3 protein-coding genes and 1 pseudogene are annotated in these 13,988 nt (G+C 50.3%); 3 read left to right on the forward strand and 1 reads right to left on the reverse strand.

Going from position 1 to position 13,988, the window contains the following annotated elements; all coding sequences use genetic code 11:
* Window position 1 precedes the first annotated feature (1 nt).
* Genes ACOTZF_RS02580 through ACOTZF_RS02590 form a run of 3 tightly spaced genes read left to right on the forward strand, consistent with a single transcriptional unit; the run spans window position 2 to window position 13,391 of the window.
* The gene (locus ACOTZF_RS02580) at window positions 2-4,936 is read left to right on the forward strand and encodes a class I SAM-dependent DNA methyltransferase (RefSeq protein ID WP_038981712.1); all 4,935 of its coding nucleotides are present in this window, start codon (window positions 2-4) and stop codon (window positions 4,934-4,936) included.
* Window positions 4,936-11,277 (forward strand): DEAD/DEAH box helicase, encoded by a 6,342-nt coding sequence (locus ACOTZF_RS02585; protein WP_038981714.1) that lies wholly within the window; start codon window positions 4,936-4,938, stop codon window positions 11,275-11,277. The genes ACOTZF_RS02580 and ACOTZF_RS02585 overlap by 1 nt, the downstream gene beginning before the upstream one ends.
* Window positions 11,274-13,391: an ATP-dependent helicase gene (locus tag ACOTZF_RS02590; RefSeq protein ID WP_038981715.1), complete on the forward strand. Its 2,118-nt coding sequence runs from the start codon at window positions 11,274-11,276 to the stop codon at window positions 13,389-13,391. The genes ACOTZF_RS02585 and ACOTZF_RS02590 overlap by 4 nt, the downstream gene beginning before the upstream one ends.
* 417 nt (window positions 13,392-13,808) lie before the next feature.
* Here the strand turns inward: ACOTZF_RS02590 and ACOTZF_RS02595 are convergent.
* A pseudogene (locus ACOTZF_RS02595) lies at window positions 13,809-13,949 on the reverse strand (AlpA family phage regulatory protein).
* Window positions 13,950-13,988 lie beyond the last annotated feature (39 nt).

Here is a 13,988-nt window from a genome sequence, read left to right on the forward strand (position 1 = left end):
CATGGCGCTGGTCGGTATTAATAACGAAAACGAATTTTACTCCAACCATTATCTGGGCGAAGTCTTTACCAGCGATATCCGCGATGTACTGGAACCCTGGATTGAGCAGGAAAATGCCGCTCGCGAAGCTGAACGCGCAGCCCGTGAACTGGGCAAAGAGGTTGAGGCGGGCTACCGCGCACCGTGGAACCAGCTTAACAGCCTGGTGACAGAGTTTTTCCGTAAACTCACTGAACATGAAAAACAGCGCCAGATCCCACAGCGTCTTGCCGATCAGCGCAGTCGCTGGCAGCCGCTGTTAAAGGCATTGGGTTATGAACTCAATCCGCATATTCAGATGCTGGATGACGATACGCCTTTGCCGGTATTGGCTCGTTACAACAGCACCGATGGCAGTCCGTGGCTGTGGATTGTCGAAGCACATGACCAGGAAGAAGGAACGCTGGATCCGCTGGCGTTGTCACTGCTGACCGCGCAGTTCCCGGCAGATACCGATAAACATAAGCGCGACAGTCTGCGTAAAAAAGCGAACGGCGAATACCGCAGCTGGCAGGATCTGCTCTCCACTGTGGTCTTTACACAAAATGAACCGCCGCGTTTTGTGCTGCTGCTCGGTAACCGCCAGCTGTTATTGCTGGATCGTACTAAGTGGGCGCAAAACCGTCTGCTGCGCTTTGACTTTGAAGAAATTTTAAGTCGTCGCGAGATAGATACCCTGAAAGCGACGTCGGTGTTGTTACACAAAGACTCGCTGTTACCCGGCAGCGGTGCGCCATATCTCGATTCGCTGGATGACAATTCGCACAAACATGCGTTTGGCGTGTCGGAAGATCTGAAATATGCCCTGCGTGAGAGCATTGAGCTGTTGGGTAATGAAGCGATGCGTTATCTCATCGACAACGAGCTGGCTTATTATACCGGGAAACGTGCTATTAACCCGGATGAGTTGAGCCGCGAATGCCTGCGGTATATGTATCGTCTGTTGTTCCTGTTCTATATCGAAGCGCGCCCGGAACTGGGCTATGCGCCGATGACCGCCAAAACCTATCTACAGGGCTACAGCCTGGAAACGCTGCGCGATCTGGAGATGATCCCGCTGACCAGCGAAGAAGATCGCAATGGGCGCTACTTCCACGATAGCCTGAATATGCTGTTCAAACTGGTGCGTGACGGCTACAGCGGCGGCGTGAAAATGCAGAGCGACCTGGAGAGCGGCGATCGGATCACTATTCACAGCCATCAGTTCAGCGTGCCGCGTCTGGAAAGTCATCTTTTTGAAGCGAATAACACCCGTATTCTTAACCGTGTGGTGTTCCGCAACGAAACCCTGCAACAAATTATTCAGGCGATGTCGTTAAGCCGCCCGGGTAAAGGACGTTTTAATCGTCGGGGGCGTATCTCCTATCGCCAATTGGGTATCAACCAGTTAGGTGCAGTGTATGAAGCGCTGCTCTCTTACCGAGGGTTCTTTGCCAGTGATGACCTCTACGAGGTCAAAAAAGCCGGAGAAGAGTTTAACGAGCTGGAGACAGGCTACTTCGTCAGCAAAGACGAGATCGGCAAATACCACGACGACGAGAAGGTTTACGAAAAAGACGGCAGCCTGCGTATTCACCGTAAAGGCAGCTTTATCTATCGGATGGCCGGGCGTGACCGCGAAAAATCCGCCTCTTACTACACCCCGGAAGTGCTGACCCGCTCGTTAGTCAAATATGCCCTGAAAGAGCTGTTTAAAGAGCAAATTGATCCGATTACCGATCTGCACGCCAAAGCCGACGCAATATTAAACCTCACCGTGTGCGAACCGGCGATGGGCAGCGCAGCGTTCCTTAACGAAGCCATCAACCAGCTGGCGGAAGCTTACCTGTTCCACAAACAGCAGGCGGAAGGTCGCCGCATTCCTCAGGATCGCTACACCCAGGAGCTGCAACGGGTGAAGATGTACATTGCCGACAACAACGTATTCGGCGTGGACTTAAACCCGGTGGCGGTGGAGCTGGCGGAAGTGTCGCTGTGGCTGAACGCCATCAGCGGCGATACATTTGTACCGTGGTTTGGCTACCAGCTGTACTGTGGCAACTCGTTGGTGGGCGCACGCCGTCAGGTGTTCAACAAGAGCGAGCTGACCTACAAAAAAGCGAAAGATCCGAGCTGGCTTAACAGTGAACCGACCGAGCTGGCGATGAATATTCCACGCGAAGAGAAGCAGATTTTCCACTTCCTGCTCCCGGACAGCGGCATGGCCAACTACAGCGACAAAACCGTTAAGCAGCGCTATCCGGATGATTTCAAAGCGTTGGACAGCTGGCGCAAAGAGTTTACCAAAAGCTTTGCACCGCATGAGATTGTTGATGTGCAGCGCATCAGCGGCAAAGTGGAAGCGCTCTGGAACACATTCCGTCAGCAGCTGAAAGCCGAGCGCCAGAAAACCGCCGACAATTATCCGGTTTGGCCTGCGGAAAATACGACCCAAGCCCGCTCTTCTTTAAGCAGTAAAGATGAAACCTTTAGCGGCCGCCTCGAAGATAACAGTACCTATCAGAAACTGCGCTGGGTGATGGACTACTGGTGTGCGCTATGGTTCTGGCCAATCGACAAAGTGGATGAACTGCCGGATCGCGGTATGTGGCTGATGGAGATGGAGACTCTGCTCGATGGTATTGTCGTCACGGAAAGAGTCACTGAAGTTGCAGAGCAGGCCACCGGCAATCTGTTTGCCGACGAGGATATTGTGCGTGAAGAATCTTCGCTGTTTTCCGGTGCAGGCCGCCTGAAAACTGAAGTACTGTTCCGTCATTTGCCGCGTTTGGCGATTGTTGATGCGCTGAAGAAGCAACATCGTTTCTTCCATTGGGATCTGGAGTTTTGCGATTTGTTTGCCGAACGCGGCGGCTTTGACCTGATGCTCGGAAACCCGCCGTGGCTGAAAGTTGAATGGCAGGAAGCGGGCGTGCTGGGCGACTATGAGCCGGAGTTTGTTCTAGGCCGATTGAGTGCTTCGAAGTTGGCGACATTGCGTCATGAAACCTTCAATCGAATTCCGCTGCTCGAAAATGCCTGGCGCAGCGAGTATGAAGGCTGTGAGGGGATGCAGAACTTCCTGAATGCGCAGCAGAACTACCCTGTACTGCGCGGTGTGCAGACTAATCTGTATAAATGCTTCCTGCCGCAGGCATGGCGCTTAGGGGCGCAGAAAGGTGTGGCAGGTTTCCTGCATCCGGAGGGTATCTATGACGATCCTAAAGGCGGGCAGTTGCGTGCGTCGGTGTATCCGAGGTTGAGGGCGCATTTTCAGTTTCATAACGAATTGAGTCTTTTTGCTGAAGTGCATCATGCAACGATGTTCAGCATTAACGTATATGGACCTCAGAATACAACACCGTCCTTTATTAACATGTCAAACGTTTACGCAGTAAGCGCTATTGATGCCTCTTTTGAACACAACAATGCAGGCCCTGTTCCTGGTATCAAAGATGAGCAGGAAATTGAAGGCAAAATCAAAGTTTCCTGGAATACGTCGGGCCACCGTTCACGTCTAATTCATATTGGTTTGAAGGAGCTCTCTTTATTTGCTCGTCTGTATGACAGTGAAGGAACGCCAGCCTGGCAGGCACGTTTGCCCGCTTTGCACGCAGAGCAACTTGTTGCTGTACTGGAAAAGTTTGCTAATCAGCCGAAGAGATTGGGTGATTTACAGGGGCAATATTTATCCCTGGAAATGTGGCACGAAACAAACCAGCAGAAAGACGGCACTATTGAACGTAAGACACAGTTCCCTGAGGATGCATCACAATGGGTATTGTCTGGCCCGCACTTCTTTGTTGGGACACCGTTCTACAAGACTCCGCGCGAAAACTGTACGTTAAACAGCGATTACGATTGTTTGGACCTGTTAACCCTACCCGACGACTATCTGCCGCGCACTAACTATATTCCGGCATGTGATGCACAGGAGTATGCAAAGCGCACTCCACGGGTTTCGTGGAAAGAACAGGATGAAGACGAGCCGAGGAAGGTGACGGATTATTATCGTTTTGTGAATCGCGAAATGATTGGTTCCTCATCTGAAAGAACACTGATTACTACAATCGTGCCTCCGGGCGTAAGCCATATTCACACCTGTTTAAGTACTGTTTTTAGTAACCAAAAAGAACTCTTGGATTTCTTTTGTCAGACTATATCGCTACCGCTAGACTTTAGAGTTAAAAGTACAGGTTCCGGGCATGCTAATATTTCAATGCTTAATCAGCTGCCATTATTAACTAAAGCTGTCTACCGTAAAGCATTGCATACCCGAGCCCTATGTTTGGTATCTTTGGTAAATGATTATGCAGCTCTCTGGGAATCCTGTTATAACTCAGACTTCAACACCCAGCGCTGGAGCCGCGATCTCCCACAACTTCCCCAGGATTTCTTCGCTGATCTGACCCCAGAGTGGCAGCGTAACTGCGCCTTACGCTCCGACTACAGTCGCCGTCAGGCGCTGGTGGAAATCGACGTGCTGGTGGCACAGGCACTGGGTTTAACCCTCGAAGAACTGCTTACTATCTACCGCGTTCAGTTCCCGGTCATGCGTCAGTATGAAGCCGATACCTGGTATGATCAAAACGGCCGCATTGTCTTTACCCCAAGTAAAGGGCTGGTGGGCGTCGGCCTGCCGCGTACCGCGCGTAAAGCGGACCTGAAAAATGGTTTTGTCTTTAACGTCGACAGCCCAGACTGGACCGGCGGCGACTGTACCGATCAAGCCATCGGCTGGGATGATGTCAAGCATCTGCAAACCGGTACCGTCAGCGTCACTTTTGATGACTATACCCGCAGCGACGAAGGCGAGCGCCGAACCGTCATTTGGCAGGCTCCGTTTATCAAACCCGACCGCGAAGATGATTATAAAGTGGCCTGGGCATTCTTTGCACAAGATAAGGAGAGCGCCTGATGCTGCCTTCTGTTGTCAGTCGGCAGGTTGCCGACAGCGTTGCCTCCTTTTTACGGGCAGCCTTTCCGCTTAACAGCCCGTTGTTTAACGGCGAAGAAAATAATAACGTCTCGATGCTGGAGCAATTTTTGGCCCAGCCGGAAACGCTGCTGAAAGGGCCGTATCTTTCCGCTCAGCTGCCGTTTCGTAAAAGTGACTTACCGCTGAACTTCTTCCCTAACCTGACGCTGCCGTTCCCACCGCATGCGCATCAGGCGCAGGCGTTCCAGCGCCTGGGTATCGAGGTGCCTCAGCCGACGCTGGTGGCGACCGGGACGGGTTCCGGTAAAACGGAATGTTTTATGTTCCCGCTGCTTAACCATTGTGCTGGGTCATCAGAGCCCGGCGTTAAAGCGATCATCATTTACCCGATGAACGCCCTGGCAACCGATCAGGCCAGCCGTTTCGCCAAAACCATCGCCAGCGATCCGCAGCTGCATGGCAAAGTAACCGTCGGCCTGTTTGTCGGCGACAGTGAAATCGAACCCAGCAAAAAGATGTCTGCAGATAAAGTCATCACCTGCAAACATACCCTGCGTGAGAACCCGCCGGATATCCTGCTGACCAACTATAAGATGCTGGATTACCTGCTGATGCGCCCCGGCGATCAGAAGCTCTGGCGCTATAACCAGCCTGGGTCACTGCGTTATCTGGTGGTGGATGAACTGCATACGTTTGATGGTGCGCAGGGGTCGGATTTGGCCTGTCTGGTGCGTCGCTTAAAGCATCATATTGGTGTCGATGACAAGCGTTTTGCCTGTGTGGGGACGTCAGCTACCGTAGGTGACGAACTGGGACAACTACTCGATTATGCGAAAACGATCTTTGATCAGCCGTTTAGCGATGACGCGGTTATTCGCGAAGATCGCTACACGGCGGCGGAATATCTGCAAGGTTATACCATCGAGTACAGTCAGTATCCGGGCCAGGATGTCAGCGCTGCGCTGGATCCGCAAACGTACGCCAGCCCGGTAGATTATCTGAACGGACAAATTCCACTATGGTTTCCGGATAGTTCACTGCAATTACCTGCCGATCTGGACAGCGATCTCGGACGTGAAAAGCGTATTGAGTTGGGCTCATTGTTACGCCGCCACAGCATCCTGCACGTACTGCTTGAGGATTTGCAGGGGGGTATTTTGTCGGAACAGCAGTGCCTGGAAAATCTCCAGGTGATGCTGGCGGAAAGCGCCGGGCATGCAACCCGCGTGCTGCAAAGCATTCTGGCACTGATTGCTCAGGCGCGCCTGGATGTTCCAGAAAAACAGGAAGATCGGGAAAAACGCCTGCAGTCGAGTAAAGCGCGTCCTGTTCTACCTTTTGTCCAACTACGTTCTCAACTGTGGCTGCGTGAGATGCGCCGCCTGGTCGCCAGCGTGTCAAAAATACCTGAGCTTGTTTTTGCTGATGATGTCGCGGTGGAAGACCGCGAACATTACCTTCCCGTTATTCACTGTCGTGACTGCCATGCTACCGGTTGGGCGAGCCTGCGCCATGGTCAGAGCGTTCAACTCGAAACCGATCTGGACGGTATTTATCGTCAGTTCTTCGAAAAAGGCCGTTCTATTGTACTGGCCTTCCCGGATAACAACGATAAACCTGTCAGCGGTGTTCACCAGAAACTGTGCCCTTCCTGTTTAAAGCTCAATAAGCAATCTAACGTGCAGTGTGGGCATTGTGGCCATACTGATCTGCTACAAGTACTTATCCCGGATATGCTCAAAGAGCGTAAGGATGAACTGGAATTTGCCAACGAATGCCCGTACTGCAACAGCAAACAGGGTATTTCGATTCTTGGGTCACAGGCAGCCAGCCTGTCGGCGGTGATGATCCATCAGCTTTATGGTAGCCAGTTCAACGAACATAAAAAGCTGATTACGTTTTCTGACTCAGTGCAGGATGCCGCACACCGCGCCAGCTTCTTTACCGCCCGAACCTGGCCGTTAATGGTACGGGGACAAATCGCCAGCGTGTTGGGTGAAAAAGAAACTTTACCGTTGGATGCCTTTGCGGCACGCGTCTGCCAGCAGACGCGTGAACGTTCACCGGATGATGCTCATTTTGCCGCGAGCTTCATCGCGCCCAACATGCAGTGGATGAACGATTACCAGACGCTGAAGAACGAAGGCCAGCTGGCAGAGAGTTCCGATTTACCGGAACTGGTTTCTCTTCGTCTCGACTGGGAGGTATACAGCGAATTTACTCTACGCGCGCGAATTGGACGTACGCTGGAGGCCACCGGTTACGCAGCGGCAGGAATTGATATTGCACGTTTCAATTCAGCGATAACGGCGCTTCACCAACAGCTTGTCGAAGAGCTGGGTGATGAAATGGTTGGGGTCAGCGTTGAGCAGGTGGCACACCTGGTGATTGGCGTTCTTTGGCATCAGCGGCAGGCGGGAGCCGTTCTGCATCCGGCGTTCGAAAGCTATCGGCGTGAGGGTAAGACCTTTATGATGACGCAGAAGGAGCGAACTTCACGCTATATGCCATCTATTGGTCCGAAAACGCGTAAACCGGCCTATGCCTCGTTTGAAAAAATAAATGGCTTCCATCGATTGATTGGTGCGAAATCCAACCCCAGCTGGTATCAGCATTGGATCAACCGCACACTCAGCAACGGTAATAATCTGTTTATCAGCAGCCTGGCAGAGACGGTTTTACGACGTCTGTTTGCGGCACTGAAAATGGCCGGGTTGGTAAAAGATTTTGATACAAAAGGCAAAGAAGCATGGGGGCTAGTACCTTCGGCGCTGGTGGTGAGCCGCGATGTTGTTCAGCTAAACTGCTCTTGCTGTCGTGAGGTTGTTCGGGCACCGGCCGATCAGGGGTGGCACTGGCGAAACGCGCCATGTCTTTCTCTGCGCTGTGAAGGCCGCTATCAGGAAACTGAAAATACAGTGACCTGGCACTGGGATAATATGGACATCGCTCGTGTTCAGGGGGCAGAGCATACCGGATTACTGAGCCGTGAAGATCGTGAGGCTACGGAACAATCGTTCTACCGCGGTAATCAGCCATGGAATATCAACCTGCTTTCGGCAACACCGACGCTGGAGATGGGGATCGATGTGGGTGACCTTTCTACGGTATTACTCTGTTCTGTTCCACCCGCGCAGGCTAATTACTTACAGCGTATTGGTCGTGCCGGGCGTAAAGACGGCAATGCACTTAACATCACTGTGGCTGAGGGGAACCCACACGATCAGTTCTTCTTTGAAGAGCCTCTGGAGATGATGCAAGGGCAGGTACAGGCCCCTGGTGTGTTCTTGAACGCAACGGCTATCCTGGAGCGTCAGCTGGCTGCATTCTGCATGGACAACTGGGTGAAAACCGGCGTCCCGGCATCTGCTATCAGCAAAAACGTGAAGCAGATGCTGGACGAGCTGGAGTTTGGACACAAGTCTGGGTTCCCTTATAACTTCCTGCGTTATATTGATCAGCATCATGTGTATATTGCTCAGCAGTTCTCATCCATCTTCCCTGATCTTACGGAAGACACTCGTCTACAGTTACTGTCATATTTGCAAGGGGCACCAGGGCAGCGTTCTCTGGTTCAACGTATCGAACAAGCATTAAAACTGCTGGTGGAGGATCGCAAATCGTTGCGTTCCCGAATTGATAAACTCAAGCGCAGTATCGACAAGCTGGATAGCGACCCGCACGATCAAAACTTTGACAGCGATATGCGCGAGTTGACTTCGGAACGTCAGGCGCTAATGACGCTGGTGAACCAGATCAATAACAAGCAAACGCTTAATTTCCTCACCGATGAAGGATTACTTCCCAACTATGCCTTCCCGGAGGCCGGTATTACGCTGCGTTCTGTGCTGTGGCGGCGCAAGGACGGTGGGGAAACGCGTGAGTATCAGAACACGACCTACGAATACGAGCGTCCGGCTTCAACGGCGCTGGCTGAGCTTGCCCCGTTGAATAACTTCTATGCGGGTGGGCATAAAGTTGAAATCGAACAGATTGATCTGAAAGTGTCTGAGCCTGAAAACTGGCGTATTTGCAGCCACTGTAACTACAGCGAGAATATCGATCAGACCGGCGATCAGCATAAATACTGTCCAAAATGCGGCACACCAGGTTGGGCTGATGCCGGGCAAAAAACGACATTACTGAAGCTTCGTCAGGTTTATGCCCGCTCAAGCGCGCGTGACAGCCAGATCAGTGATGAGAGCGATAGTCGCGAACCGGCATTCTTCCAGCGACAGCTACTGGTCAGCTTCGAAAAAGAGGATGTATCGGCCGCTTATGCTATTGATGAAGGAGAAATCCCGTTTGGCTTTGAGTTTTTGAGCAAAGTGACTCTGCGAGATATCAACTTTGGCAAAATGGCGGATGATGCCAATGAGCTGATGATCGCAGGAGAGGCAAAGAAACGCACCGGGTTTAAAGTTTGCCTCGGCTGCGGCATGGTGCAGCGCCCTCGAGATCATGAACCACGTCATGACCTGAGCTGTAAATATCGCGCTGAACCCGAAAAAGCGAAGTTTGAAGATTATCTCTATCTTTATCGCCAACTGGAATCTGAGGCATTGCGTATCCTGCTGCCAGTGACCAGCTACAGCAACGATCGCGTGGTGGAAGCCTCCCTAGGGGCAGCCATTCAGCTTGGGCTTAAACATTACTTCAAAGGTAACGTGGATCATCTGAAAGGCGTGGTGTATCGCGAGCCGGAAAATGAGGGCGAATCCTGGCGTCAGTATCTGGTGATTTACGACACCGTACCAGGGGGAACCGGCTCACTCAAAGAATTGATGCGTACACCTGACAACCTTCTGAAATTACTTGAGCTGGCCTACAAGGCGCTAGTGGAATGCAGCTGCAACCATGATACGCATAAAGACGGCTGCTATCGCTGTGTTTACGCTTACCGTGACCGCGGGCGTATGAAGTATGTATCAAGAGATCAGGCGCGTCTCTTACTGGCGAAAATCCTGAAGGCCAGTGCTGCTATACGCGTTATTGATTCCATCAAAAACATTTCGCTTGATGCCATGATGGGGAGTGAACTGGAAAAACGGTTCATTCACTGCCTGCAGGATAACAAAAATCTTCTCGTGAGCCGGAGTTATGCCCATCAGAATGCAGGCTGGATTATTAATACCCGTACAGAACCGGCGATGAGCTGGCATCTCAAAGCACAGGTTGATTTAGGGGTTAAAGAAGGAGTAGGCATCCTTAGCCGACCAGATTATGTGCTCTATCCTCTGATGCAGTCAGAAAAGATAAAACCGGTAGCAATTTTCCTGGATGGCTTTGCTTTTCATAAAGATAGCGTGTCGGATGATGTCCAAAAACGGCAGGCGATTAAAGACAGCGGTAATTTTTGGGTATGGACAGTGACCTGGGCAGACCTTCAAGAACAAGGTATTAAACATGTACAGAATGTTATGGGGCTTGGTCATAACCCGGATATGAAACAGCCTAAGTTTTATAACCCGTTCCATGATACAAACTTTGCTACGCTTGAAGGTTCATTCAGGGAGAGAAACAGTTTTGCACTGCTACTCGATTATCTCTCTGATCCCGGTAATAAAACTCTGCTATGGCAGAAAATGGCCGCTGCCTTTGCCTGGGTGTGGTTGGATCCTAAAAAGTCGCAGGATACTGGAGCCAAACAAAAGTACGCCTATGAAATGCAGGAGAACGCTCCCGCTTATCGGTTGAATGCACTTTTGCCTGATGAACCTTTTGTATTTGGTGGTTTACTGGATAGCTGTAGTTCATCACAACAGTTCATTGAGCTGGCAGCTGTTGTACCGCAACAAGCCATTAAATCAACGACAAGCATTGAACAAATGCGAAATTGGTTGAGGCTGCATATTTGCTTTGACGATCGTTATTCCCAGGATGATGGCTATGAAGCCGGATTTAACGGTTTCTGGTGGATGGTGAATTTACTGCAGTTCCTGCCAGATATGACATTTACCAGCCGTAAAGCTGTTCATTTACCGCAGGAGGCTGAAACGGTAAAAATGCAGACTTCGGTTGTAGTGGATATTCAGCCTGACGAGAGCTGGGCAGAAATACTTGAGTTTGGCTTATTGGGCGCAGAAGAAATCGCTTTGCTTCAGTCGTTATCACTACCGGCACCGACGGTTGGATATGAATTGCAGGATGACGATGGCGAAATTATTGCAGAAGCCGATCTCGCCTGGCCATTACAAAAGCAAGCCTTGATTATTGATAATCAGGAGTTTACTGCTTTATTCGCAAGTAAGGGTTGGCACGTTGCATTCGGGCCAATTGACGAAAATACATTGCAGCATCTGTCCGGAGGTGACAAATGACGATTCCAACGCCAAAGGTGGCACTTTCTGATGGTTTTCTGGGGGCTTTTGCGCGGATTCCTAAAGCGCAGCAAAAAAAGGTCCAGGAATTCATCTCTAAGTTCCGCCAGGATCCGACGAGTAATGGGCTGAACTACGAAAAGATCCACGATGCACGCAGCAATAATGTGCATTCCGTGCGTATAGACCAAACCTACCGGGGGATCGTCCTGAAACCTGAGCAGGGTGCTCTGTATATGCTGATGTGGGTGGATAAGCACGACGAAGCCTACGACTGGGCGCGGCGACACGAATGTGCGATTCACCCGGTAACCGGTGCGATTCAGGTGATTGATACCAGCTATATCAAACCTACCCCCGAGCCGACTGTTGTCGATAAACCCAAACTCTTTGCTGCGTATACGGCAGAGCAGATCCTCGCGCTGGGTGTTCCTCCTGTGTTTATTGAGCAGGTGATGGCTCTTGTGGATACCACAGGGCTGAATCAGCTGGAAAGCGTGATGCCAGCAGAAGCTTGGGAGCCCCTACACTGGCTGGCAGAAGGTCTGGATTACCAAGAAGTGGTGGAGGAGTTTAACGATCACCGTGATGAGCCTGTTGATACCAACGACTTTATTGAGGCAATTGAGAGAAGTAAACGTCGTTTCCATGTCGTTGAAAATGAACAGGAGCTACTGCAAATGCTCAATGCGCCACTGGAAAAATGGCGTGTATTCCTGCACCCGAGCCAGCGAAAACTGGTGGAGTCTCCGGCAAATGGTCCGGTGCGAGTGTTAGGTGGTGCAGGCACGGGCAAAACAGTTGTTGCGATGCATCGTGCACGTTGGTTATCCCAACGCCTGGCCGATAAACCCGGTAAAAAAGTTCTGTTCACAACCTTCACCCGTAACCTGGCGGCGGATATTCGCGCCAACCTCCAGCGTTTGTGTAGCCGTGAGGAGATGGCGCGTATTGAAGTTGTTAACATTGATGCCTGGATGAGCGAGCAGCTTAAACGCCATGGATATGATTTCCGCGTGGTCTATGACAGCGATGAAGGGCGACGTAAATGCTGGAACTATGCCTTGCAGCAAGTTCCTGCTGAATTGGGATTACCGGATAACTTTTATTCTGAAGAGTGGCAACGTGTTGTTCAGCCGAATGCGGTTTACAGCCGTGAAGAATATCTGAAGGTGAGTCGTATTGGTCGTGGCACGGCGTTATCCCGTATTCAGCGCGCGAAAATCTGGCCTGTGTTTGAAGAGTTCCGGGCACAAATGGCGCGAGCCAAACTGCGAGAGATGGGAGATGCCATGCATGAGGCTATCATTCTGTTTAAAGAAAAACAGGTGCAATTGCCTTATAGCAGTATCGTAGTCGATGAAGCTCAGGATATAGGCGCACCGGCCTTTACCCTTATTCGTAGCCTGGTTCCAGAGTCTCCTAACGATCTCTTTATCGTGGGTGATGGACATCAGCGTATTTACCGCAATAAAGTCGTTCTAGGTCAGTGTGGGATTAACGTTCGTGGGCGCCGTAGTAAAAAACTGAAAATTAACTACCGGACTACAGAAGAGACGCGACAGTTTGCTGTCGGGTTGTTAACCGGCGTTAAGGTTGACAACCTGGATGGTGAAACTGATGCCAGCAACGATTATTTATCATTGCTTCATGGTGAAAAACCCATGATCACTCATGCTTCAGATTTTAAAGAAGAGGCTGCGACGATTATCAAGCAAATTCAGGCGTTGTTAGCCAATGATGTCCGTTCCCAGGATATCTGCATTACCGCTCGTACGAAGCATGCTTACGAGCGTTATGCTTCTGCTCTGAATGATGCTGGAATCGAGACCTATAATTTAGGTCAGGATAGTGGTGATAGTGATCAACGCCCTGGTGTGCGTATGGCAACGATGCACCGCATTAAGGGGTTGGAGTTCCAGTATGTGTTTCTTGCGGGCATCAACGATGGTGTTGTGCCGGAAGTCAAAGCAATTGCATCTGATGACCCTGTAGAACAGCGCGATGCATTATTTAATGAACGAGCGTTGCTCCATGTGGCTGCAACGCGCGCGGTAAAAGGATTGTTTGTTTCTTCGTACGGCGTACCAAGTACATTATTAACAGTGGAGTAATATTTTTTTTGTATGGGCCCGGAGGGGAAAACTTTCCTGGCCCGTATATCAATTCTTTTGCTATCTGCCATTCTTAATAGTTGTTTTTAGTTGATTCAACCTTCAGATATAAGGTCATAATAATTAATGAATGAGAAGCATAGGGAGGGGGGTGTCATGCACTGTCGCGTGTTGTCTGCTCAATAAAATTAATATTTAATATATCAATATGCACATGGATACTTTTTCAACGACTATGGCTAATCATTAAATTGCAATTTTGATATTGATTCTCTGGAATTAATTGTAATTTAGTCGTCATGGGGGTAATGTATTTTTAATAATTGTATTACACCAATTGCACTGTAGTTTATGACTACTTTAATTACGAGATTCAGAAATGCGATAATACAACCACTCTTCTACCTCACTTTTTAATCAGCGGGAAGCTCTGCCCAGCTTAATCGGCTTAGGATATGAGGCTTCTTTTATCAGCTTATAGAATCATTTATCTGTTAGCCCCGTTATGAAACGCATGTCTACCAACTGGTCATCGAGTAAAGAAATTTGTTCTCTCATGACTTTGTCTCCCATTGTGGGATTATCCTGAGCTGGTGG

The organism is Enterobacter cloacae complex sp. SHL021 (assembly GCF_049237765.1).
Lineage (GTDB): Bacteria > Pseudomonadota > Gammaproteobacteria > Enterobacterales > Enterobacteriaceae > Enterobacter > Enterobacter cloacae.

Coding starts and splice junctions, on each gene's coding strand:
- ACOTZF_RS02580 (WP_038981712.1), top strand. CDS start 2: ATGGCGCTGGTCGGTATTAATAACGAAAACGAATTTTACTCCAACCAT.
- ACOTZF_RS02585 (WP_038981714.1), top strand. CDS start 4,936: ATGCTGCCTTCTGTTGTCAGTCGGCAGGTTGCCGACAGCGTTGCCTCC.
- ACOTZF_RS02590 (WP_038981715.1), top strand. CDS start 11,274: ATGACGATTCCAACGCCAAAGGTGGCACTTTCTGATGGTTTTCTGGGG.